18 protein-coding genes are annotated in these 22,982 nt (G+C 71.8%); 14 read left to right on the forward strand and 4 right to left on the reverse strand.

The annotated features are described in order from the left end of the window. Positions 1-53 precede the first annotated feature (53 nt). Positions 54-1,493: an argininosuccinate lyase gene (gene argH / locus OG322_RS31735; RefSeq protein WP_329307301.1), complete on the forward strand. Its 1,440-nt coding sequence runs from the start codon at positions 54-56 to the stop codon at positions 1,491-1,493. A gap of 137 nt (positions 1,494-1,630) precedes the next feature. Then, positions 1,631-2,602, forward strand: coding sequence for an aldo/keto reductase (locus tag OG322_RS31740; RefSeq protein WP_123468512.1), 972 nt, complete (start codon positions 1,631-1,633; stop codon positions 2,600-2,602). Between the two features lie 136 nt (positions 2,603-2,738). On the opposite strand, the gene helR is transcribed toward OG322_RS31740, so the two are convergent. Next, positions 2,739-4,886: an RNA polymerase recycling motor ATPase HelR gene (gene helR, locus OG322_RS31745; protein ID WP_329307302.1), complete on the reverse strand. Its 2,148-nt coding sequence runs from the start codon at positions 4,884-4,886 to the stop codon at positions 2,739-2,741. An 892-nt stretch (positions 4,887-5,778) separates the two neighbouring features. On the opposite strand from helR, the gene OG322_RS31750 reads away from it, so the two are divergent. Together OG322_RS31750 and OG322_RS31755 are read left to right on the forward strand one after the other, a co-directional pair. Continuing rightward, positions 5,779-6,330 carry a TetR/AcrR family transcriptional regulator gene (locus OG322_RS31750; protein ID WP_124286529.1) on the forward strand — a complete coding sequence of 184 codons (552 nt, stop codon included), beginning with the start codon at positions 5,779-5,781 and terminating at the stop codon, positions 6,328-6,330. Beyond that, a complete protein-coding gene (locus tag OG322_RS31755) occupies positions 6,327-7,871 on the forward strand; it encodes an MFS transporter (RefSeq protein ID WP_123468504.1) in 1,545 nt (514 codons plus the stop codon). Before OG322_RS31750 ends, OG322_RS31755 begins: the two co-directional genes overlap by 4 nt. 134 nt (positions 7,872-8,005) lie before the next feature. On the opposite strand, the gene OG322_RS31760 is transcribed toward OG322_RS31755, so the two are convergent. After that, positions 8,006-8,677 carry a lysophospholipid acyltransferase family protein gene (locus OG322_RS31760; RefSeq protein ID WP_123468502.1) on the reverse strand — a complete coding sequence of 224 codons (672 nt, stop codon included), beginning with the start codon at positions 8,675-8,677 and terminating at the stop codon, positions 8,006-8,008. Between the two features lie 232 nt (positions 8,678-8,909). On the opposite strand from OG322_RS31760, the gene OG322_RS31765 reads away from it, so the two are divergent. From OG322_RS31765 to OG322_RS31775, 3 genes are all read left to right on the forward strand, one after another. Beyond that, positions 8,910-10,082 carry a glycerophosphodiester phosphodiesterase gene (locus OG322_RS31765; RefSeq protein WP_329307303.1) on the forward strand — a complete coding sequence of 391 codons (1,173 nt, stop codon included), beginning with the start codon at positions 8,910-8,912 and terminating at the stop codon, positions 10,080-10,082. A 127-nt stretch (positions 10,083-10,209) separates the two neighbouring features. Further along, a complete protein-coding gene (locus tag OG322_RS31770; RefSeq protein WP_266412516.1) occupies positions 10,210-10,776 on the forward strand; it encodes a sigma-70 family RNA polymerase sigma factor in 567 nt (188 codons plus the stop codon). Between the two features lie 37 nt (positions 10,777-10,813). Further along, on the forward strand, positions 10,814-11,317 hold the full coding sequence (locus tag OG322_RS31775) for a GNAT family N-acetyltransferase (protein WP_266413222.1): 504 nt from the start codon (positions 10,814-10,816) through the stop codon (positions 11,315-11,317). A gap of 13 nt (positions 11,318-11,330) precedes the next feature. Here OG322_RS31775 and OG322_RS31780 read toward each other — a convergent pair whose 3' ends face one another. Together OG322_RS31780 and OG322_RS31785 are read right to left on the reverse strand one after the other, a co-directional pair. After that, positions 11,331-11,768, reverse strand: coding sequence for a hypothetical protein (locus OG322_RS31780; RefSeq protein ID WP_123468494.1), 438 nt, complete (start codon positions 11,766-11,768; stop codon positions 11,331-11,333). A gap of 2 nt (positions 11,769-11,770) precedes the next feature. Beyond that, the gene (locus tag OG322_RS31785; protein WP_123468492.1) at positions 11,771-12,130 is read right to left on the reverse strand and encodes a hypothetical protein; all 360 of its coding nucleotides are present in this window, start codon (positions 12,128-12,130) and stop codon (positions 11,771-11,773) included. Positions 12,131-12,758: 628 nt separating this feature from the next. Between OG322_RS31785 and OG322_RS31790 the strand changes: the two genes are divergently transcribed. The 7 genes from OG322_RS31790 to cobA all read left to right on the forward strand — a co-directional run bounded on the left by OG322_RS31790 (position 12,759) and on the right by cobA (position 22,957). Next, complete coding sequence (locus OG322_RS31790; RefSeq protein ID WP_329307304.1) at positions 12,759-13,832, forward strand: methionine ABC transporter ATP-binding protein; 1,074 nt, start codon at positions 12,759-12,761, stop codon at positions 13,830-13,832. Further along, on the forward strand, positions 13,829-14,500 hold the full coding sequence (locus OG322_RS31795; protein ID WP_123468488.1) for a methionine ABC transporter permease: 672 nt from the start codon (positions 13,829-13,831) through the stop codon (positions 14,498-14,500). The genes OG322_RS31790 and OG322_RS31795 overlap by 4 nt, the downstream gene beginning before the upstream one ends. 72 nt (positions 14,501-14,572) lie before the next feature. Beyond that, positions 14,573-15,439, forward strand: a complete 867-nt coding sequence (locus OG322_RS31800; protein ID WP_123468486.1) for a MetQ/NlpA family ABC transporter substrate-binding protein — start codon at positions 14,573-14,575, stop codon at positions 15,437-15,439. A gap of 101 nt (positions 15,440-15,540) precedes the next feature. Further along, entirely contained in the window at positions 15,541-16,218 is a 678-nt protein-coding gene (locus OG322_RS31805; RefSeq protein WP_024488847.1) for a GNAT family N-acetyltransferase, read from the forward strand. Positions 16,219-16,323: 105 nt separating this feature from the next. Then, positions 16,324-17,562 carry a precorrin-6y C5,15-methyltransferase (decarboxylating) subunit CbiE gene (cbiE, locus tag OG322_RS31810; protein WP_266412521.1) on the forward strand — a complete coding sequence of 413 codons (1,239 nt, stop codon included), beginning with the start codon at positions 16,324-16,326 and terminating at the stop codon, positions 17,560-17,562. A gap of 333 nt (positions 17,563-17,895) precedes the next feature. Beyond that, positions 17,896-21,369 (forward strand): nicotinate-nucleotide--dimethylbenzimidazole phosphoribosyltransferase, encoded by a 3,474-nt coding sequence (gene cobT, locus OG322_RS31815; RefSeq protein WP_329307305.1) that lies wholly within the window; start codon positions 17,896-17,898, stop codon positions 21,367-21,369. 334 nt (positions 21,370-21,703) lie between these two features. Continuing rightward, positions 21,704-22,957 carry a uroporphyrinogen-III C-methyltransferase gene (gene cobA / locus OG322_RS31820; protein ID WP_329307306.1) on the forward strand — a complete coding sequence of 418 codons (1,254 nt, stop codon included), beginning with the start codon at positions 21,704-21,706 and terminating at the stop codon, positions 22,955-22,957. Positions 22,958-22,982: the final 25 nt, after the last annotated feature.

A 22,982-nucleotide genomic window follows, 5' to 3' on the forward strand; every position in this document is an offset into this window, starting at 1 on the left:
CGAGCGGGGAGGCGGTCGCACATCCACCCCCTTGTTCTTCCGAGGAGCACGCAGTGAGCAACGGCAACGGCAACGGCAACAGCGACGTACGCCTCTGGGGCGCCCGTTTCGCCGACGGTCCGGCCGAGGCGCTGGCCAAGCTGTCCGCGTCCGTCCACTTCGACTGGCGCCTCGCGCCGTACGACATCGCCGGCTCCCGTGCCCACGCGCGTGTCCTCAACAAGGCGGGCCTTCTCACCGAGGACGAGCTGAAGCGGATGACCGCCGGCCTCGACCAGCTGGAGGCGGACGTCGCCGACGGTTCGTTCACCGGCACCATCGCCGACGAGGACGTCCACACCGCCCTCGAGCGCGGTCTGCTGGAGCGGCTCGGCCCCGACCTCGGCGGCAAGCTGCGGGCCGGACGCTCCCGCAACGACCAGATCGCCACGCTCTTCCGGATGTACCTGCGCGACCACGCCCGGATCATCGGCGGCCTCGTCGCCGAGTTGCAGGACGCCCTGGTCGGCATCGCCGAGGCCCACCCGGACGTGGCCATGCCCGGCCGTACACACCTCCAGCACGCCCAGCCGGTGCTCTTCGCCCACCACATCCTGGCCCATGCGCAGCCCCTGTCCCGGGACGCCGAGCGGCTGCGCCAGTGGGACGAGCGGACCGCCGTCTCGCCGTACGGCTCGGGCGCGCTCGCCGGTTCGTCGCTCGGCCTCGACCCGGAGGCGGTCGCCGCCGACCTCGGCTTCGAGCGCGGGTCGGTGGCCAACTCCATCGACGGCACGGCCTCGCGGGACTTCGTCGCCGAGTTCGCGTTCATCACCGCGATGATCGGCATCAACCTCTCCCGGATCGCCGAGGAGATCATCATCTGGAACACGAAGGAGTTCTCCTTCGTCACCCTCCACGACGCGTTCTCCACCGGCTCCTCGATCATGCCGCAGAAGAAGAACCCCGACATCGCCGAACTGGCGCGGGGCAAGTCGGGACGGCTCATCGGCAACCTCACCGGACTGATGGCCACGCTGAAGGCCCTGCCGCTCGCGTACAACCGCGACCTCCAGGAGGACAAGGAGCCGGTCTTCGACTCCTGCGACCAGCTCGAAGTCCTGCTGCCCGCCTTCACCGGCATGATGGCCACGCTCACCGTCAACCGCGAGCGCATGGAGGAGCTGGCCCCGGCCGGTTTCTCGCTCGCCACCGACATCGCCGAGTGGCTGGTCAAGCAGGGTGTGCCGTTCCGCGTCGCCCACGAGGTCGCCGGCGAGTGCGTGAAGGAGTGCGAGCGGCACGGCATCGAGCTCGACGAGCTGACCGACGAGCAGTTCGCGAAGATCTCCGAGCACCTCACCCCCGAGGTCCGCTCGGTCCTCGACGTGGCCGGCGCGCTGGCCTCCCGCAACGGCCGCGGCGGCACGGCGCCCTCCGCGGTCGCCGTCCAGCTGGCCGAGGTCAAGGCGGACCTCGCCACGCAGCACGCCTGGGCGACTGCCACCAGGTAGCCGACCGGCATCGCGGGCTACGTTGGGTCGTAGGGCCTGTCCGGCGGACCGGTTCCGGGCAGGCGCTGCGGCCTGTCCGGCGGATCGCGGCCGGACCGACCCAGGCTGCGTTCCCCACCGACCACGAGGAGCCCGCGATGCCCTTCGCCCGACTGGCCAGCACCACCACTGCGACCGCCCACATCGGGCTCGGCCTGGCAGCGGTCGGCAGGCCCGGCTACATCAATCTCCACCGCGACCGCGACCTGCCCGACGAGCGCACCGCCGACGCCCTGCGCTCCCGCACGCACGAACTGCTCGACGCCGCCTACGCACAGGGCGTCCGCTACTTCGACGCGGCCCGCTCCTACGGCCGCTCGGAGGAGTTCCTCGCCGACTGGCTGACGGCCCGGCCCGAGGTGCGTGACGTTGTCATCGGGAGCAAGTGGGGCTACACCTACACCGCCGACTGGAGCGTCGACGCCGAGGCGCACGAGGTCAAGGACCACAGCCTCGCCGCCTACGAGCGCCAGCGCGCAGAGACCGCCGCGCTGCTCGGCGACCGGCTCGACCTCTACCAGATCCACTCCGTCACCGCGGACAGCCCGGCCCTGACGGACAAGGAACTGCACGCCCGCCTCGCCGCGCTCGCCGCCGAAGGAGTGAGCGTCGGCCTCTCCACGAGCGGGCCCGCACAGGCAGACGCCATCCGGGCCGCCCTCGCCGTCACGGTCGACGGCGAGCCCCTCTTCCGTACGGTCCAGGCCACCTACAACGCACTGGAGACCTCGGCCGGACCGGCACTGGCCGACGCCCACGCCGCCGGACTCACCGTGATCGTCAAGGAGGCCATGGCCAACGGCCGGCTCGCGGGAACGGAGGCCCCCGCCGTGGTGCGGGAGATCGCCACCGAGGAGGGGCTGGGCAGCGACGCGGTGGCCCTGGCGCTGGTGCTGCACCAGCCGTGGGCCGGGGTCGTGCTCTCCGGCGCCGCGACCGTCACCCAGCTCGCCGGCAACCTCCACGCGGCCGTCCTCGACCTCGACGAGGAGCGACGCGGCCGGCTGGACGCATTGGTGGAGGAGCCGGAGGCGTACTGGCGGCACCGCGCGTCGCTGCCGTGGAGCTGAGCCGCCCGGCGGAGCGGGTCCGGGCACGGCGGTCGCATCCGACGGGTTCGCCGCGTCCAGGCCGCGCCCTTCGACGGCATGGCCCGCACCGTGGACCACGCCCCGGCCGGGAGCGGACGAACACGCGCTCCCGGCGTCAGGGGCTGGTGAGGATGACGAGTTGCTGGGTCGCCCGGGTCATCGCGACATACCGGTCGACCGCTCCTTCGATGCCCTCGCCGAACGTCTCCGGGTCGATGAGGACGACCAGGTCGAACTCGAGCCCCTTGGTCAGCTCCGGAGGCAGCGACCGGACCCGGGGCGTCGACCGGAACGTCGGGTCGCCGACGACGCAGGCGATCCCGTCGGCGTGCGCGGCGAGCCAGGTGTCCAGCACCTGGCCCAGGTCCGCGGCGGAACCGTGCGCGACGGGGAGCCCGCTGCTGCGGACGGAGGCCGGCACATTGGCGTCCGGGAGCACGGCCCGGATGACCGGCTCGGCCTCCGCCATGATTTCCTCCGGCGTCCGGTAGTTGATGCTCAGGGAGGCCAGGTTGATCCGGTCGAGCCCGATCTGCCTCAGCCGTTCCTGCCAGGACTCGGTGAACCCGTGCCGGGCCTGGGCACGGTCCCCGACGATGGTGAAGCTCCCGGACGGGCAACGGATCAGCAGCATCTGCCACTCCGCGTCGGTCAGCTCCTGGGCCTCGTCCACGACGATGTGCGCGAACGGGCCGGCGAGCAGGTCCGGTTCGGTGCCGGGCGCCCCGCTGTCGTCGACCAGGGCCTCCTGGAGGTCCTTTCCGTGCAGCATCGTCACCGCACCCTCACCGTCGTCGTCCGCCTGCAACAGGGTGTCGATGACCTTGTCCATGTGCTCGCGGTCGGCGGCGAGGGCGGCCTGGTGCCGACGGCTGCGCCGTGACGCCTCAGGGTCGCCCAGCCGCTGCCGTGCCGCGTCCAGGAACGGCAGGTCGGACACCGTCCACGCCTGGGCTTTCTCCCGCTGGAGCTGCGACACCTCGTCGCGGCTGAGCCAGGGAGCGCACTTGCGCAGGTAGGCGGGGACCGACCAGAGGTCCCCCACGACGTCGGCCGCTTCGAGCAGCGGCCACGCGCGGTCGAAGGTCGTGAGCAGCTCCCGGTTCCTCAGCAGCGACTTGCGGAGCACCTCGTCCGAGACGTCGCCCTCGTGCTTGTCGACCAGGATCGTGAGCAGCTCGTCGCGGACCTGGTCGCGCGCCTCGTTGTGCGGAGTACCGGGTTCCGCCGCTTCGAACGCCACGGCCCAGTCGCCGGCGCTGAGCTGGATGTCGGACCAGTGGGTCGTGACCGTCATCCCCTTGGTGGGCGGCTCCTCGTAGAACCGGGCGGCCGCGTCGATCGCCGCCACCAGATTCCTGGAGGACTTCAGCCGGGCCACCTCGGGGTCGGCCTCGGCCCCTGCCGCGGCTCCCTCGGTCACGAGGTCCCGCAGGGTGCACGTCTGCACGCCCTCCTCCCCGAGGCTGGGCAGGACGTCGGCGACGTAGCCCAGGTAGGGCTGGTGCGGACCGACGAAGAGCACGCCGCCCCGGCGGTGACCGAGACGGGGGTCGGAGTAGAGCAGGTAGGCGGAGCGGTGCAGGGCGACGACCGTCTTGCCCGTGCCCGGACCCCCGTCGACGACGAGAGCGCCGCGGGACCCCGCGCGGATGATGGCGTCCTGGTCGGCCTGGATGGTGCCGAGTACGTCCCGCATCCGGGCCGACCGGTTGCTGCCCAGGCTGGCGATGAAGGCGGACTGGTCGTCGAGCGCGGCGTGCCCGGCGAACCCCTCCGAGGTGAACACCTCGTCCCAGTAGTCGCTGATCCGGCCGCGGGTCCAGCGGTATCTGCGGCGGCTGGCCAGCCCCATCGGGTTGGCGTGGGTGGCTCCGAAGAACGGCTCGGCCGCGGGGGAGCGCCAGTCGATGAGCAGCCGACGGCCCGAGCTGTCCGTAAGGCCGAGCCGTCCGATGTACAGGGGCTCGGGGTCGTCCTCCGCGACCATGTGCCCGAGGCACAGGTCGAGACCGAAGCGGCGCAGTGCACGCAGGCGGGCGGTCAGCCGGTGGATCTCCACGTCCCGGTCCATCGCCTGCCGGCCCGCACCGCCGGGTGTCCTGCGCTCGGCGGCGAGGCGCTCGGTCAGCTCGGCGATCGATTCGTCGAGGCACTCCGCGACGGCCGCGAAGTGCTCTTCGTCGCCGGCGATCAGCGCCGGGTCGGCCTTGGGGGAGAGGCGGTCGGGAAGGTCGAACGCGCTGGTGGTCAGGGGATTCACGTCATCAGCTCCGATCTGGGGCCGCTTGCAGTCGATGCGCGCAGCAGGGCGCCTGGACCGGCGCGACGTACCTGGTGGCCACGACGGGCAGAGTTCCGTCTGCGGTGGACGCCGTGGCTGGTTGCCGGTTCGGGTCGCCAGGGTTTACGGGTTCTCGGGTACCTGGTCCTGGCTCGGTGGTTCCGGGCGGTTCACCCGGACCCGGGCAGGGGGCGCGGCGGCCTCCGGGAGCGCCGTCCGAGCGGGCCGGCGATCGACGCGGCCGCGTACCGGGGCAGCGGGGACGGCGGCTGCGCGCACACCCGCACCTGCGCGCCGAGTGCCCGCAACCGCACCGTGAGCCCAGGCAGCGGTTCGGCGTCCCCGCGGGATCCGCAGGCCGACAACAGCACACGCACTTCTTGACTCACCCATCTCCGCGAAAATCTGGTCTCGGCCGATGATTCTGCGCCATGACCCGGGTCTTGCCGCAAGCCCCCCCATGCGCTATAAGTTAAAAGTGGCAAGGAGTGGGTTCGTGCTCACGACCCTCCGGCCGGAGCCCGGCACACCCGGGGCTGACCGCCACGATACGGGGCCTTCGCCGGCTCTCCGCCCGCCCGTCGCCATGGCCGGATGACCGCCAGCCGGATCCCTCACCGCGCGAGCCGAATCCCCGTTCCTGCTGGGCGGTCGCCGACCTCCGGGAATGCGCCTGGGCACCGGCCCGCGGTCCGGCCTCATGGATGTGCCGGCCCTCTGAGCCCCTGTTCGCCGAAGTGCGGGACACCAGCGACCAGTTGAACGGCCGCCTCGTTTCCACCCGTCGGCGCATGGCGGCATCCCGGCCTGCGAGGGTCCTGTCGGCGACCCGAGTGAGACATCAACGTCTCATGTGGGTTATTCTCGTCTCATGACTCTCGATCGTGAGCAGGTGCTGCGCAGCGCCGCCGCCCTGCTGACCCGTAAATCGACCGCCACCATGGACGAGGTCGCCAAGGCCGCGGGTATCGGCCGCGCCACCCTGCACCGGCACTTCGCCGGTCGGGACGCCCTGGTCAGGGCGCTGGAGAACCTGGGCATCCAGGAGTTCGAAGCGGCGATCGATGCCGCCGAGCTCGACCGGGGCACCTCGCAGGAGGCGCTGCGCCGCTTCGTCGCGGCCGTCGAACCGAGCGCCGGGCTTCTCTCCTTCCTCGTGTCCGAGAACCAGCTCTTCGAGGGCGACGCGCTGAACGAAGGCTGGGACCGGCTGGACGCCCGGGTCTCCGCCTTCTTCCGGCGCGGCCAGGAGCGCGGCGAAATCCGGATCGATCTGACCCCCGCCTGGCTGACCGAGGCCCTCTACGGGCTCATCGGCACCGGCGCCTGGGCCGTCCAGGTGGGCCGGGTGGCCGCACAGGACTTCCAGTACATGATCGTCGAGTTGCTGCTCGGCGGCGCACGCCGGAGCGTGGAGCAATGAGCAGCATGGAACAGCACCCGGAGCCCCCGACCGAGCTGCGCCGCCCCGGGCGGTGGGTCGCGCTGTCCGTGCTCGTGCTCGCAGTGCTGCTGGTGGCCATCGACGCGACCGTGCTCGGCCTGGCGACCCCGTTCCTCAGTGAGGACCTGGAGCCCACCGGCACCCAGCTGCTCTGGATCGGTGACGTCTACTCCTTCGTCATCGCCGGACTCCTGGTCTCCATGGGCAGCCTCGGTGACCGCATCGGCCGCAAGAAGCTGCTGCTCTGCGGAGCCACCGCCTTCGGCCTGGTCTCGGTGCTCTGCGCCTATGCGCAGAGCGCCGAGATGATGATCCTGGCGCGGGCCCTGCTGGGCGTCGCCGGCGCCACTCTGATGCCGTCCACCCTCGCCCTGATCCGCAACATCTTCCACGACGCGCGCGAACGGAGCCTCGCCATCGGCATCTGGGGGGCGATGGCCTCGGCGGGTGCGGCGGTCGGCCCCGTCGTCGGCGGCTTCCTTCTGGAGCACTTCTGGTGGGGCTCGGTCTTCCTGATCAACCTGCCGGTCATGGCGGTGCTCGTCGTCGTCGGGATCAAGCTGATCCCCGAGTCGAAGAACCCCGCGCCCGGCCCGTGGGACGTGGTCAGCGTCGGCCTCTCGCTCGTCGGCATGATCGGAGTCGTGTACGCCATCAAGGAGCTGGCGGCGCACGGAGGGAGCTGGCCGGTCGCGCTCGCGGGCATCGGGGGAGCGGCCGCGCTCGTCTGGTTCGTACGCCGTCAGTTTCGGCTCCCCGCGCCGCTGCTGGACATGCGGCTCTTCCACCACCGGGGCTTCTCCGGCGCGGTGCTCGCCGATCTGCTGACCATCCTCGGGCTGTCCGGCCTGGTCTTCTTCCTCTCCCAGTTCCTGCAACTGGTCCAGGGGCGCGGACCGCTGGAGGCGGGACTCGCCGAACTGCCCGCGGCCGTCGGCGCGGTCACCGCGGGCCTGCTGGCCGGAGTCGTCGCCCGCCGCTTCTCGGTACGGTCCGTGGTGGCCGGGGGCCTCGCGGCGATCGGCCTGTCGCTGGCCGCGGTCGCCGCGATCCACAAGGACACCGCCTATCCGCTGATCGGCGCTCTCCTGCTGGTCGTGGGCGTGGGCGCGGGCTTCGCCTTCACGGTGACCTCCGACGTGATCCTCTCCAGCGTCCCGAAGGAGCACGCGGGCTCCGCGTCCGCGGTCTCCGAGACGGCGTACGAGCTCGGAGCCGCTCTCGGCATCGCCCTGCTCGGCTCCATCGTCACCGGGGTCTACCAGGACTTCGCCACTCCGGCGGGGGTACCGGCTCCCACCTCGTCGGCCGCCCACGAATCACTGGGCGGCGCCGTCGAAGCGGCCAAGACGCTCACGGAGCAGCAGGGGACCGCCCTGGTCTCCGCCGCCCAGGACGCGTTCGTCGAGGGGCTGCGGCTCGCCTCGGCCGTCGGCGCGGCCGTCCTGCTGGCGACGGCGGTCGCGGCCTGGTTCCTGCTGCGCGGCCAGGAGCTCGAGGAAGGCATCGTGCACGACTAGGGCGGGTCCGCATACGTCCCGCCCGGCCCGGCCGCCCCTGGGCCGGACGGGTGGAACCGACATGTGGAAGGGCCCGTACCCCCAACCGGGGTACGGGCCCTTCCACATGTCCTCGACGCGTTGCCCGCGTCGGCTCAGGCGGCCTTGGCCTTCGTCGCATACATGTCGACATACTCCTGGCCGGACAGCCGCATCACCTCGGCCATCACGGAGTCCGTCACCGCCCGCAGCACATAGCGGTCGCGGTCCATGCCCTCGTAGCGGGAGAACTCCATCGGCTCACCGAAACGGACCGTGACCTTGCCCGGCCGGGGCACACCGGAGCCGCCCGGCTGGAGCTTGTCCGTACCGATCATCGCGAACGGCACGACCGGCGCACCCGTCATCAGCGTCAGCCGCGCGATGCCCGTACGGCCCCGGTAGAGACGGCCGTCGGGAGAGCGGGTCCCCTCCGGGTAGATCGCGAAGGCCTTGCCCTCCTCCAGCACCCGACGGCCCGTCATCAGCGCCGCGACACCACCGCGGCCGCCGTCCCGGTCCACCGGGATCATGCCGACGCCGGTGAAGAACCAGGCCATCAGGCGGCCCTTGAGGCCCTTGCCCGTGACGTACGCGTCCTTGCCGATGAAGAACACCGGACGGTCGCAGCAGATCGGCATGATCATCGAGTCGATGAACGTGAGGTGGTTTCCCGCGAGGATCACCGGCCCGGATCCCGGAATGTTCTCGATGCCTTCCATCCGCGGCCGGAACATCAGGCGCAGGATCGGTCCGAGCACTGCCTTGATGAGTGCGAGTCGGGACAACGGTTCCTCCGGTGTAGTGGCCGGGCCGGCCGAGCGACGGATTGAGCGGTCCATGCAGGTGAGGACGATACTCGCGGGTACTCGCTGATCGCACATCGGGTACACGCGGTGGATACACAGTGTTGACGTGTGTTTGCGCCATGTTGGTCCAGCTGCCGCCGTCCGGACCGCCACGCTGCCTACGCTCGGGCCTCGCTCGACAGGTGCGGGACATCATATGCGAGGAGCATTCATGACAGAGCGTGTGCAGGCCATTCCCGGACGACGGGCCGTCATGGGCGTGGGAGCCGCGGTACTCGGTACCGCGGCCATCGGCCTGACCGGCACGGCGCGGGCCGCCGGGACCACCGTGGAACGGTCCGGCGGCCACGGCGGTTCCGGACACCGCCTCGACCTGCCGGTGCCGACCGTCATCGGGCACCGGGGCACCAGCGGATACCGCCCCGAGCACACGCTCGGCTCGTACCAGCTGGCCCTCGACATGGGCGCGCACATCATCGAGCAGGACCTGGTGCCGACCAGGGACGGCCACCTCGTCTGCCGTCACGAGAACGACATCACCGCCACCACCGACGTCTCCGCCCACCCCGAGTTCGCCAGCCGCAGGACCACGAAGACGGTCGACGGCGTCCCGCTCACCGGCTGGTTCACCGAGGACTTCACCCTCGCCGAACTGAAGACGCTGCGCGCCAAGGAGCGCATCCCGGGCAACCGCCAGAAGAACACCCTGTACGACGGCCGCTGGGAGATCCCCACCTTCGAGGAGGTCCTGCGCTGGGCCGACCGCGAGGGCCGCAGGCGCGGAAAGCCGGTCTGGCTGTACGTCGAGACCAAGCACCCCACCTACTTCCGCGGCCTCGGCCTCGGGCTGGAGGAACCGCTCGTCAAGCTGCTGCGCCGCTACAACCGCCACCGCGCGCAGTCGCCGCTCATCCTCCAGTCCTTCGAGCCCAGCAGCATCCAGCGGCTGTCGAAGCTCGTCGCCACTCCGCGCGTCGTCCTGCTCTCGGGCGCCGGGACCCAGCCCTGGGACCTCAAGGCGAGCGGAGACCCGCGCACCACCGACGACCTGGTGAAGCCCGCGGGCCTGAAGTGGATGGCGTCCTTCGCCCAGGGCATCGGCCCCACCCTGGACCTGATCATCCCCAAGGACGGCTCCGGCAGGCTCGCCGAGCCCACCACCCTGGTACGCGACGCGCACGCCCAGGGGCTGATCCTGCACCCGTACACGATGCGCAACGAGAACACCTTCCTGCCCGCCGACTTCCGGCGCGGTACGGACCCCAACGCGTACGGCGACGCGTTCGGCGCCTTCGCCGCGTACTTCGCGACGGGCATCGACGGGATCTTCTCCGACAACCCGGACACGGCGCTGCTCGCGGCGGCGGACTTCGCGGGCAAGTAGCGCGCCCGCCCCGGGCGATGGCCGTCGGGGGCACGGTCCCGTCAGCAACCGGCCGGGGCGTGCCCCGGTCGGGTGGTGCTCCACCGGTTCGGCAACCGGTCGGCGCGGAAGCGCGTCGGGTGGGTGCATGACGCTTCTCGATCTTCCCGCGGCGCTGCCCACGCAGGCCCCGGCGGCCGTCGTCCGGACCCTGTATCCGCTGGTCAGCGCCGAGGCCGGCGCCGAAGCGGCGGCCTCGGCCACCGGCGCCGCCGTCGACCCCGCCGACCTCGAACAGGCCGTCTGGCTACGTCTGCTGGAGCGGCTGCCGGAGCAGGGGCCGCCGGCCGACGCCGCCCGCTGGGTGCGGGACACCGTGCGGGGGGAGGCCCGCCGGGCCCGCCGCACCGCCCGGCACGAACGGCCCTACCGTGACGAGACCGCCCCCGATCCGGCCGGCTGCCCCGAGCGGGCGTTCGCCGGCGCCGACGAACGCCGGGTGCTGCGCGCGGCGGTGGACCGGCTCCCCGCCCGCTGCGCACGCCTGCTGAGCGCGATGCTCGCCCCGAGCGATCCCACCTACCGCGAGATCGCAGGGGAGTTGGGTATGTCACAGGGGAGTTTGGGCCCGATCCGTTCCCGATGCCTTGGATGTCTGCGCAGAATGCTGGCGGCGGAGGTTGTAGCTCCTGAACTGCGGGGAAAGGAGCGGTAGACAACCGGCGGATCAGATGAGCGGGAGGCGTGCGCGGATGGGCATGAGCGTGATCATCTCGGCGGCAGACACACAGGACGCCGAGCAGATCTTGAAACTCCAGTACCTCTGTTTTCAGAGTGAGGCGGAGCTGTACGGGAACTACCGGATCGACCCGCTCGTCGAGACCCTCGACTCGCTGCGCGCCGAAATCGCCACGGCCCTGGTGTTCGTGGCCCGGCTCGGTGAGGAAGTCGTCGGTTCGGTACGGGGATCAGCGGATCAGGACGGCATCGGGCAGATCGGGCGGCTCTGCGTCCACCCCAGGCTCCAGGGGCACGGTCTGGGCGCCCGGCTGCTGCGGGCGGCGGAGTCCGGCCTCGCCGGCCAGCGGTCGGCCACCCGCTTCCGGCTGCACACCGGACACCTCAGCGAGAGCAATCTGCGGCTCTACCGCCGGGCCGGCTACGCCCCCGTGGGCAACGCCACCGGCCAGGACGGTGTGCGGATGATCCTGCTGGAGAAGGAGGCCTCGGCCGCCGAGTACGTGACCAGCGCCTGACTCCGTCCGGCGGCTACGCGGTCCTCGCGCGGCGCAGCCAGATCATCCCGGTGACCGGCAGGATCACCGGGATGAGCAGGTAGCCCGCGCCGAAGTCCGACCAGACGGTGGCGTCCGCGAACGCGGAAGGGTCGGCCAGCGTCCACGTCCCCACGATCAGTACCCCGGCGAGTTCGGCGGCGCAGCACACCAGCGCCGTCCTGCGCGCCTTCTCCCCGCCGCGCACCAGTGAATACGTGATGAAGCCGTAGACGAGCGCGGCGACGGCCGACAGCACATAGGCGAGCGGCGCCTTCCCGAAGTCCAGGATCATCTGGACGATCGAACGGGACGCCGCCGCCACGGTGAACACGCCGTAGAACCAGACCAGTACCCGGCCCGGACCGGTGCCGAGGTCGAAGGGCTGCTTCTCGCCGGTGGCTGCCGCGGGGGTGCGATCGGTGTCGGTCACGGTCAGTTTCCCCAGATGTCGTAGAGCCGTACTTCGAGAACGGCCAGTACGACCGCGCCCGCCGCCACCGTCACCGAACCCCACCGGGTCCGCTCGCTCAGCGACAGGAACCCCGCCGCCGGTACGGCGAGGAAGGCCCCGATCAGATACGCGATGAAGATGGTCATGCCCTGCTCCGGCCGCTGGCCGCGGGCCATCTGCACGATCCCCACCACCAGCTGGGCCAGCGCGAGCAGCGAGACCACGGCCATCCCGATGAAGTGCCAGTCCTTGGTCGGCTGGTCCCGGTAGGCGGCGAATCCGCACCAGGCGGCGAGGGCGAGGGCGGCCACGCCGACCGCGATCGTCAGGGCGTCAAGCATGAGCCGAGGGTATTACGGGCCGGGCCGCCCGCCGCGTGCGCCCCCGTACCTGGACGACGGCGACCGGTGAACACGAAGCTCCACGCCGCCGCCCTGCCGCGCGAGCACCGTGGCCTTGGCCACAGACCACGAGCGGCCCGGACCGGTGGCCGACGGGGTCACCGAGGGCCCACCCCTTGTATCGGTGCAGGTCACAGCGTTGGGTCTGGAAATCACGGTGGCCACGAAGGACGGGCTGGAACGTCATCCACGGTCGTCCGCTATTCGGACAACCGGTTCAGGCGGAACGTTACGTCTGTTTTACTTGGGACATGACCACGACGAGCAGCCGCATCCTTGCGACCGAGGCGATCACCACGCCCGGTGCTCGTTGTATGTGTCGAATGCGCGCCTTCTGAGGGCCCCCGCCTGAGCCTCGCGCCCCGAAGCGAGACCGAGCCCGAGCCGTCCGCACCCAGCGGAACGAGCCTGCCCCGGCACGCCGCCCCGCGGTCACGATCGCGCCGGGCCGGGCCGTGCCGAGATCCCCGCTCGAAACGTCCGATCGAACGTCCGAACAGTCTCACCGGACGAATGCCCCGTGCCCGGCGGACACCGCGCCGCGCACTCGACAGTGACGGAAACCCCTGTGATCACCACTACGGGCCTCACGAAGGTCTACCAGTCGCGCGACCGTGAGACCACCGCTCTGGACGGCGTCGACCTGCATGTCCGCGAGGGCGAGGTGTACGGCGTCATCGGACAGAGCGGCGCCGGGAAATCATCCCTGATCCGCTGCGTCAACCTGCTGGAGCGCCCCACCTCGGGCACCGTGACCGTGGCCGGCCAGGACCTCACGGCCCTCGCGGGCCGGGGCCGCCGGGCAGGCAGGGAGCTGCGCGAGGCGCGCAGCCGCATCGGCATGGTCTTCCAGCACTTCAACCTGCTGGCCTCCCGCACCGTGCAGGGCAACGTCGAACTCCCGCTGGAGATCCTCGGCGTCGCCGGCCGCGAACGGTCCCGCAAGGCCCTCGAACTCCTCGACCTGGTCGGCCTCGCCGACAAGGCCAAGGCGTACCCCGGCCAGCTCTCCGGCGGCCAGAAGCAGCGCGTCGGCATCGCCCGCGCACTCGCCGGCGACCCCAAGGTGCTGCTCTCCGACGAGGCGACCTCGGCGCTGGACCCCGAGACCACCCGCTCCATCCTCCAGCTGCTGCGCGACCTCAACCAGCAGCTCGGCCTCACCGTCCTGCTCATCACGCACGAGATGGATGTCGTCAAGACGGTCTGCGACTCCGCCGCGCTGATGCGCAGGGGCCGCATCGTCGAGTCCGGCACCGTGGGCGAACTGCTCGCCACCCCCGGCTCCGAACTCGCCCATGAACTGTTCCCGGTCGGCGGCAGCGCCTCCGGTCCCGACCACACGGTCCTCGACGTCACCTTCCACGGCGAGGCCGCCGCCCGGCCGGTGATCTCGCAGCTCTCCCGCACGTACAACATCGACATCTCGATCCTGGGTGCCGCGATGGACACCGTCGGCGGCAAGCAGATCGGCCGGATGCGCATCGAGCTGCCCGGCCGGTTCGAGGAGAACGTCGTGCCCATCGGCTTCCTGCGCGAGCAGGGCCTGCAGGCCGAGCTCGTCGAGGACTCGGACAACACCGACTCCGCTCCCGCCCCCGCCCTGATTCCCGCACCGCTCACCAAGGAGGTGGCGAAGTGACCTGGTCCGAAATGCAGCCGCTGCTGACGCAGGGCACCGTCGACACCCTTTACATGGTGCTGTGGTCCGCGGTCGTCACCGTCCTGGTCGGACTGCCGCTCGGCGTCCTGCTCGTCCTCACCGACAAGGGCGGCCTGCTGCGGAACACCCCGGTGAACAAGGTCATCGGCGCGATCGTGAACATCGGCCGCTCGCTGCCGTTCATCATCCTGCTGATCGCCCTGATCCCCTTCACCACCTGGGTCGTCGGCACCTTCATCGGCCCGACCGCGATGATCGTGCCACTCGCCGTCGGGGCCATCCCGTTCTTCGCCCGGCTCGTCGAGACGGCGGTCCGCGAGGTCGACCACGGGCTCGTCGAGGCCGTCCAGTCCATGGGCGGATCCATCCCGACGATCGTCCGCAAGGTCCTGCTGCCGCAGGCGCTGCCGTCCCTCGTCTCCGGCGTCACCACCACCGTCATCGTGCTCATCGGCTACTCCGCGATGGCCGGCGCGGTCGGCGGCGAGGGGCTCGGCTCCAAGGCCGTCACCTACGGATTCCAGCGCTTCGACAACCAGTTCATGCTCATCACCGTCGCGCTGCTGATCGTCATCGTGACCGTGATCCAGCTGATCGGCGACGGAGCCGTACGCCTGCTGGCCCGCCGCGGCCGCACCACCTCCTGAGACTTCTCCTCCCCACAGCCCGCACTCCTTGTCCGGGCGTACCACCATCACCATCCGAAAGAGGCACTCTTCGTGCGCAAGAACATCAAGATCACCGCAGCTGCCGCCGCCACCGCCGCCCTCGCCTTCGGCCTCACCGCCTGCGGTACGGACTCCGACCCGGCGTCCAAGGGCGAGACCGGCGCCAAGGCCGACACCTCCAAGGCCCTCGTCGTCGCCGCGTCCCCGACGCCGCACGCCGACATCCTGAACTTCGTCAAGAAGAACCTGGCGGACAAGGCCGGTCTCAAGCTGGAGGTCAAGGAGTTCACGGACTACGTCCTGCCGAACACCGCCACCGAAACCGGCCAGGTCGACGCCAACTTCTTCCAGCACCAGCCCTACCTCGACGACTTCAACAAGAAGAACAACACCCATCTGGTCTCCGTCGGCACCGTGCACCTGGAGCCCCTTGGTCTCTACTCCAAGAAGGTCAAGGACCTGGGCGACATCAAGTCCGGCCAGACCATCGCCGTACCGAACGACACCACCAACGAGGGCCGCGCACTCCAGCTGCTCGCGGGCAACGGCCTGATCACCCTCAAGGACGGCGTCGGCACCAGCGCCAAGCTGAGCGACATCACCGACAAGAAGGGTCTCAAGTTCAAGGAGCTGGAGGCCGCAACCGTCCCCCGCGCCCTGAACGACGTCGACGCCGCCGTCATCAACGGCAACTACGCCATCGAGGCCAAGCTCAAGCCGGCCAAGGACGCCCTGGCGCTCGAAAAGGCCGACGGCAACCCGTACGCCAACATCGTCGCCGTGAAGAAGGGCAACGAGCAGGACGCCCGCGTCCAGAAGCTCGTGAAGCTCCTCCACTCCGACGAGGTCAAGAAGTTCCTCGAGGACAGCTACCAGGGGTCGGTCATCCCGGCCTTCGGTTCCGCAGCCAAGTCCTGACCCCCGCACGGCACTTGCCCGACGAGCCCCGCACACCCCGCCCGGGTGCGCGGGGCTCCGTCGTGCGGACCCGCCCATGCACAAGCCCCGCCCGATGCTGCATGCTGTGCCTTTACACGGTCTTCGGCATGGAGCTGCGCATGACTTCCACCTTTCCGGACATCTCCATCAGCACGGATCGGTTGGTGCTGCGCCCCTTCGACATGGCGGACGTCCCCGCGTACATCGAGATGATGAACGACGAACTCGTCACCGCCTGGACCGAGGCACCCCACCCCTACACCCAGGTCGACGCCGAACGCTGGGTCCGCAGGATCGCTCCCGCACAGCGCACCAAGGGTGACGGCATCGTCTTCGCCGTCACCGAGTTCCTCACCCAGCGCCTCGTCGGCTCGGTCCGGCTGCACAACACCGACTGGCGGACCCTGGCCACCGAGGCCGCCTACATCACCGCCCCCTGGGCGCGCGGTGAGGGATACGCCACCGAGTCCGTGCTGGCCCTCGCCCAGTGGCTCTTCCGCGACCAGGGCTTCGAGCGGATCGAGCTGCGCACCGCCGCCGACAACACCGCCTCCCAGCAGGTCGCCCAGAAGCTCGGCTGCATCAGCGAGGGAATCCTGCGCAACGCCCGCATAGCCCGCTCACAGACCGAGGACGGAGGATGGGCCGACATCAGAACCGATCTGATCGTCTGGGGCCTGCTCCCCGAGGACCTCGAGGGAGTCGCCGAGCAGCTCGCCGACGCCGGTGGATACGGTACGTACAACGACTGGAACTGACCTTTCCCCGGCTCGGCGCCCTACCGGCACGGACCAGGTGATCCCGCCGTGACCGCCCCGGGGCGACCGGCCCCGCCTGCACCAACTCCAGGAGACTGACAACAGATGGCCGACCGGGTCACAGTGATCGGCTGGGACGGCTCACCACTGACCAGAGCGGCCACCGCCGCGCTCTCGGCCGCCACGCTCGTCGCCGGAGCCGCCCACCACCTCGCACTGCCCGAAGTACCGCAGGGCGCGGAACGGATCCGGCTCGGCTCGATCGACCTGGCCGCCCGGCGGATCGCCGGCCACCGCGGCAGCGCCGTGGTCCTCGCCGACGGCGACCCGGGATTCTTCGGAGTCGTGCGCAGTCTGCGCGCCCGCGAGCACGGCCTCGAAGTCGAAGTGGTGCCCGCCGTCTCCGCCGTCGCCACCGCCTTCGCCCGCGCCGGCATGCCGTGGGAGGACGCCCAGACCGTCGTCGCCCACCCCCGCACCCTGCGCCGCGCGGTGAACGTCTGCCGCGCCCACCACAAGGTCGCCGTCCTCACCTCGCCCGGCGCCGGACCCGCCGAACTCGCTCTGCTGCTCGAAGGTGTCCACCGCACGTTCGTCATCTGCGAGGAACTCGGCACCGCCCGCGAACAGGTCACCGTCGTCACCTCGGAGAAGGCCGCCGACCACGTCTGGCGCGACCCCAACGTCGTCATCGTCATCGGCGGCGGCCCCGAACAGCGGGCCGAGGGAACGTGGATCGCGGGCCGCCACCCCGCCTACCCCCAGGGCGTACGGGGCTGGGCGCTGCCCGCCGGTGCCTACCGGGGCGACGGCCAGAACCTCGCGGGGGAGAGCGGTGAGGGCGAGTCCCCGGGGCTGCGCGCCGCGCAACTCGCCCACCTCGGGCCCCGGACCGGCGACCTGGTCTGGGACATCGGCTCCGGCAGCGGCGCCCTGGCCGTGGAGGCGGCCCGGTTCGGCGCGGCGGTCCTGGCCGTGGACATCGACCCGGACGCCTGCGCCCGCACCGCGACGGCGGCACGGGCCTTCGGGGTCCAGCTCCAGGTGGTCCAGGGCCGCGCCCCGCACGTGCTGGAACGACTTCCCGAGCCCGATGTCGTACGGATCGGCGGCGGCGGGGTTCCCGTCGTCACCGCCGTCGCCGACCGCAGGCCCGAGCGGATCGTGACCCATGCCTCGACCCGGGACGAGGCCGAGGCGCTGGGCGCCGCCCTCGCCGAGAACGGATACACGGCCGCCTGCTCGCTCCTGCAGTCCGTCGAACTCGACACGTCCGCATGGTCGGAGCGCGAACGCTCGGTCGTCTTCCTGCTGTCCGCACTGCGGTCGGACCTCGCCCCCTGACCCTGTCGGCACACGGCGGGAGGTAGGCTGGCCGATCGTTGCACCGCGCCCGGATCATCGTCGCTTCGTTCGTCAATGTCCGGAAAAGGGGACCGTTTTGGCCCTCGTTGTGGTACGGCAGAACCGGGGGACGCGCAACGTGGCGCAGTCCACAGCGAGCCGTGGCGAAATGAGCTGCCGCGGCGGCGAACGACCGCGAGAATGCAGTATGTCCGCGACCGTTTCGTGCCGCGCGGCGCGCCCGCTCGTTCCATTGGACGAGCGCCTGTGTGCCGTGTTCGGGCGTTCCGGGCGAAGGGCCGAAGGAGCACTGACGATGGGCGAGGGGTACGCATGAGTGACACCGGCCAGATCCCGGGCGAGGGACTGCCGGAGAACGCAGGCATGGTGGAGCAGCCGGGCGTCCCCGCCCCGGATGCCTACACCTTCCTCGATCCCTCCGAGCACGCGTCCGAGGACGACGACCTTCTGCTGATGCCGAGCCCCCAGGGCGCCTGGAGCGAGCCTCAGGCCGTCCCGGTGCCCGGCCAGTTCCCGGACGGCGTGGCCGCGCAGGCCCCCCTGCCCGAGCAGGGCGCGTATCAGCCCCCGCCCGTCGCGCAGCACCAGTCCCGGCTGCCGGGCGACAACCCGGCGCAGCCCCAGGGCCCGGTACAGCCCCAGGGCCCGGTACAGCTCCAGGAGCAGCAGTTCCAGGCCCCGGTCCAGGTTCCGGCGTACGCCATGCAGGCGCCCGCCGAGCCGCTGCCGCAGACCGGCCAGGGGACCCATGAGTCCGGCGGCCGCGACTCGGGTGCCGTGGACCTCCGCGGCGTGCGCATCCCGTCGCCCGTCCCCGTGGCGGCGCAGGCCCAGGTGCCGGTGGCGCAGACCCAGGCGCCCGTGCGCCGGCCGCTGCACCGCGGCCCGGCCTCGCCCGAGCCGGGCGCGGCCTACGGCGGTACGTCGGGCGGCGTGGTCCGCTCGCTCGCCGACCGGGGCCCGGCGGGCGCGCCGCAGGCCCAGTCGCCCGCACCGGCACCCTCGCCCGCACGGCACGCGGGACCGGCCACCGCCGAACCCGAGTACTTCGAGATGACGGCCGAGGAATCGGCCGCGCTGCCGGGCCCGCAGCTCGGCGAGATCCCGCCGCAGGGCGGGAACCAGTGGGCGGCCCAGGCGCCGCAGCAGGCCGCCGCGCCGGCCGTGGCGGAAGCGGAACCGGCGACGGCGGGGGCGCCGTCGGCAGAAACGGTCGTTCCGGAGACGGCTGCCGCCGAACCCGTGCCGACGGTGCAGCCCGCAGAGCCTGCGGAGCCCGCAGCGGTCGTGCAGCCCGTCGAGCCCGCAGCGGTCGTGGCCGAGGAACCCGCCCCGGTACCGGTGGCGGCCGAGATCGTGGCGGAGCCTGTGGTGGACGCCCCGTCGGAGACGGCAGCGGCAGCGGTCGAGGTTGTTGTCGAGGCGGCGCCTGCTGAAGCGGCGCCGGTCGAGGCAGCACCCGTCGATGCGGCTCCGGCCGACGTGGCACCGGCCGAGGCGCCGCCGGTGGAGCCTGTGGCGGACGGCGCCTCCCTGGGCCGGTTCGTGCCGGTGCAGGGTTCGCTGCCGACCGCCCCGCACCTGGCCCCGACGCCCGTCGTCGAGCAGCCGGTGGAGCCCGAGACGGTCGTGGAGGCCGCGCCCGAGCCCCAGGCGATCGCCATGGAGCCCGTGGCGGTCGAGGCGGCAGAGGTCGCCGAGACGGCAGAGATCACTGAGGCGGTCGTCCCGGAACCCGCAGCCGAGCTGGAAACAGAGCCGGAGGCCGAGACGGGCCCCGAGGTCATCGAGACCCCGGACCTGACGGGCAGCACCGAAACCGCCACGGCACAGGTGCCGGAGGCCGAACAGGCCGACGGACCGGCTGAACCGGCCGTGCCGCAGAACGCCCCGGAGCCCGTGCAGCCGGAGCCCGTCCGGTCGCGGACCGTGGCGGAGCCCGTGAACGGCACCCCGGCCGTGGACGCCCCCGAAGCGCCTGAAGCACCCGAAGCGGCCGAAGTTCCGGAGGCCGAGGCCGAGGCCGAGGAGGCCGAGGAGGTGCTCGTCACCTCGCCGCCGGCCCCCGGCTACGACGACGCCGAGCGCGAGGCCGTACTGCGGGTCATGCGGGAACGCCGCGACATCCGCAACGGCTTCCGCGGCGACCCGATCCCGCACGAGGTCCTGCTGCGCGTCCTGGAAGCGGCGCACACCGCGCCCAGCGTCGGGCACTCGCAGCCCTGGGACTTCGTCGTCATCCGTTCCGCGGAGACCCGCCGTTCCATGCACGAACTGGCGCAGCGCCAGCGCGACGCCTACGCCAAGTCGCTTCCCAAGGCGCGGGCCAAGCAGTTCAAGGAACTGAAGATCGAGGCGATCCTCGACACCCCGGTCAACATCGTCGTCACCGCCGACCCGACCCGCGGCGGCCGCCACACCCTGGGCCGGCACACCCAGCCGCAGATGGCCCCGTACTCCTCGGCGCTCGCCGTCGAGAACCTGTGGCTCGCCGCCCGCGCCGAGGGGCTCGGCGTCGGCTGGGTCAGCTTCTTCGACGAGCGCGAGATGGTCCGTTCCCTCGGCCTGCCCGAGCACCTCGAAGTCGTCGCGTACCTCTGTGTCGGTTACGTGGACGAGTTCCCGGAGGAGCCCGAGCTGATGCAGGCGGGCTGGTCCAAGCGCCGCCCGCTGTCGTGGGTCGTGCACGAGGAGACGTACGGCCGCCGCGCCCTGCCCGGCGAGGAGCCGCACGACCTGCTCCAGGAGACCATCTCCAACATCCGGCCACTGGACGCCAAGGCGCTCGGCGAGGCGTGGGAGCGCCAGAAGCGGATGACCAAGCCGGCCGGTGCGCTCGGCATGCTGGAGATCATCTCGGCGCAGCTGTCCGGGCTCTCCCGGATGTGTCCGCCGCCGATCCCGGAGCCCGCGGCCGTCGCGATCTTCGCGGGCGACCACGGGGTGCACGCCCAGGGCGTCACGGCCTGGCCCCAGGAGGTGACCGGCCAGATGGTGGCCAACTTCCTCGGCGGCGGCGCGGTCTGCAACGCCTTCGCGGCCCAGGTCGGCGCCGAGGTGTGTGTGGTCGACGTCGGGGTGGCCTCGGAGCTGCCCGCGACGCCCGGTCTGCTGCCCCGCAAGGTGCGCGCCGGGACTGCCGACTTCACGACCGGCCCCGCACTCACCCGTGACGAGGTCCTCGCGGCGATCGAGGTCGGTATCGAGACCGCCCGCGATCTGGTCGCGGCGGGCAACAAGGGCCTGCTCACCGGTGAGATGGGCATCGCCAACACGACGGCGTCGGCCGCCCTGATCTGCGTGTACACCGGGATGGACGCGGCAGAGGTGACCGGTCGCGGTACCGGCATCAACGACGAGATGCACGCCCGCAAGGTCGACGTGGTCCGCCGTGCGCTCGACCTGCACCAGCCGGACCCGGCCGATCCGATCGGCGTGCTCGCGGCCGTCGGCGGCCTGGAGCACGCCGCGATGGCCGGGTTCCTCCTCGGCGGGGCCTCGCTCCGTACGCCGGTCATCCTCGACGGCGTCAGCGCGGGCGCCGCGGCCCTGGTGGCACGCGCCATCGCGCCGGAAGCCCTGGCGGCCTGCATCGCCGGCCACCGCAGCGCCGAGCCCGGCCATGTCGCCGCGCTCAACAAGCTGGGCCTGCGACCGCTGGTCGACCTGGACCTCCGCCTGGGCGAGGGCACGGGCGCGCTGCTGGCGCTGCCGATCGTGCAGAGCGCGGCCCGCGCGATGCACGAGGTGGCGACGTTCGACTCGGCGGGCGTCACGGAGAAGTAGCACCGGGACGCGGGGGCACGGGGGCGCTGCCCCCGTGCCCAGCCCCCTCGGCCTGGCACCTTGGCACTCCAGCCCCTCGGGCATCCCAGCCCCTCCGGCGTTTGAGGAGCGGGGTCCGGGGCGGAGCCCCGGTTACGGGAGGGGGCGGCAGGGGACCAGGCCCGCCGCAGGCGCCCCACCCCGAGCCGCCCCGCCCCACCGCACAGCGCCCCACGCACCGCACCCGCCCACGGCCACCCCGTATCGTGGACCCCGCCCCACAAAGCCGCACCTCACAGCCGCTCCACTGCCGTAGCGGCCCGCACTCCGCACCGCACGAGGAGCCCGCACCGCCATGGCCGAGCACGCCGTTCACCCCGCGTACCCCGTCGGACTGCGCCTGAACGGGCGCCGTGTAGTCGTCGTCGGCGGCGGCCAGGTCGCGCAGCGCCGCCTCCCCGCCCTCATAGCGGCCGGCGGGGACATCGTCCTCGTGTCGCCGTCCGCCACCCCCTCCGTCGAGGCGATGGCGGATGCGGGCGAGATCCGCTGGGAGCGCCGGGTGTACGCCGACGGCGACCTGGCGGACACCTGGTACGCGCTCATCGCGTCCGACGACACCGCGGCCAACGACGCCGCCTCCGCCGAGGCCGAGCGCACCCGCACCTGGTGCGTCCGCAGCGACAACGCGGACGCCGCCACCGCCTGGACCCCCGCCACCGGCCGCAGCGAGGGTGTCACCGTCGCCGTGCTCACCACCGACGGGCAGGGCCGCGACCCGCGCCACTCCGCCGCCGTGCGCGACGCCATCGTCGAGGGCCTGCGCGACGGCACCCTCGCCGCACCCCACCACCGCACCCGGACCCCCGGCGTCGCCCTGGTCGGCGGCGGCCCCGGCGACCCCGACCTGATCACTGTCCGCGGCCGCCGCCTCCTCGCCGAGGCCGACGTCGTCATCGCGGACCGGCTCGGCCCGCGCGACCTGCTGGACGAACTCCCTCCGCACGTCGAGGTGATCGACGCCGCCAAGATCCCGTACGGCCGCTACATGGCGCAGGAGGCGATCAACAACGCGCTGATCGAGCACGCCAAGGCGGGCAAGGCCGTCGTCCGGCTCAAGGGCGGCGACCCGTTCGTCTTCGGGCGCGGTATGGAAGAGGCACAGGCGCTCGCCGCCGAGGGCATCTCCTGCACCGTCGTCCCCGGCATCTCCAGCTCGATCTCGGTGCCGGGCGCGGCCGGTATCCCGGTGACCCACCGCGGGGTCGCCCACGAGTTCACCGTGGTCAGCGGCCATGTCGCCCCCGACGACGAGCGTTCGCTGGTCGACTGGGCGGCCGTCGCCCGGCTTCGCGGCACCCTGGTCCTCCTGATGGCCGTCGACAAGATCGGCGCCATCGCCCGTGCGCTCATGGCCCACGGCAAGTCCCCCGAGACCCCGGTCGCGCTGGTCCAGGAAGGGACCACGGCCGCCCAGCGCCGCGTCGACGCGACACTCGCGACCGTCGCCGAGCGGGCCGTGGCGGAGCAAGTGCGCCCGCCGGCCGTCATCATCATCGGTGACGTCGTCGCGGTCGGCCCTGCCGCCGCGGCACCCTCCCCTGAGTAACCATCGGTAACGGAACTTCCTCCAG

The sequence above is a fragment of the Streptomyces sp. NBC_01260 genome (assembly GCF_036226405.1).
GTDB lineage: Bacteria > Actinomycetota > Actinomycetes > Streptomycetales > Streptomycetaceae > Streptomyces > Streptomyces laculatispora.

Coding starts and splice junctions, on each gene's coding strand:
- OG322_RS31740 (WP_123468512.1), top strand. CDS start 1,631: ATGCCCTTCGCCCGACTGGCCAGCACCACCACTGCGACCGCCCACATC.
- OG322_RS31750 (WP_124286529.1), top strand. CDS start 5,779: ATGACTCTCGATCGTGAGCAGGTGCTGCGCAGCGCCGCCGCCCTGCTG.
- OG322_RS31755 (WP_123468504.1), top strand. CDS start 6,327: ATGAGCAGCATGGAACAGCACCCGGAGCCCCCGACCGAGCTGCGCCGC.
- OG322_RS31765 (WP_329307303.1), top strand. CDS start 8,910: ATGACAGAGCGTGTGCAGGCCATTCCCGGACGACGGGCCGTCATGGGC.
- OG322_RS31770 (WP_266412516.1), top strand. CDS start 10,210: ATGACGCTTCTCGATCTTCCCGCGGCGCTGCCCACGCAGGCCCCGGCG.
- OG322_RS31775 (WP_266413222.1), top strand. CDS start 10,814: ATGGGCATGAGCGTGATCATCTCGGCGGCAGACACACAGGACGCCGAG.
- OG322_RS31785 (WP_123468492.1), bottom strand. CDS start 12,130: ATGCTTGACGCCCTGACGATCGCGGTCGGCGTGGCCGCCCTCGCCCTC.
- OG322_RS31805 (WP_024488847.1), top strand. CDS start 15,541: ATGCTGTGCCTTTACACGGTCTTCGGCATGGAGCTGCGCATGACTTCC.
- cbiE (WP_266412521.1), top strand. CDS start 16,324: ATGGCCGACCGGGTCACAGTGATCGGCTGGGACGGCTCACCACTGACC.
- cobT (WP_329307305.1), top strand. CDS start 17,896: ATGAGTGACACCGGCCAGATCCCGGGCGAGGGACTGCCGGAGAACGCA.
- cobA (WP_329307306.1), top strand. CDS start 21,704: ATGGCCGAGCACGCCGTTCACCCCGCGTACCCCGTCGGACTGCGCCTG.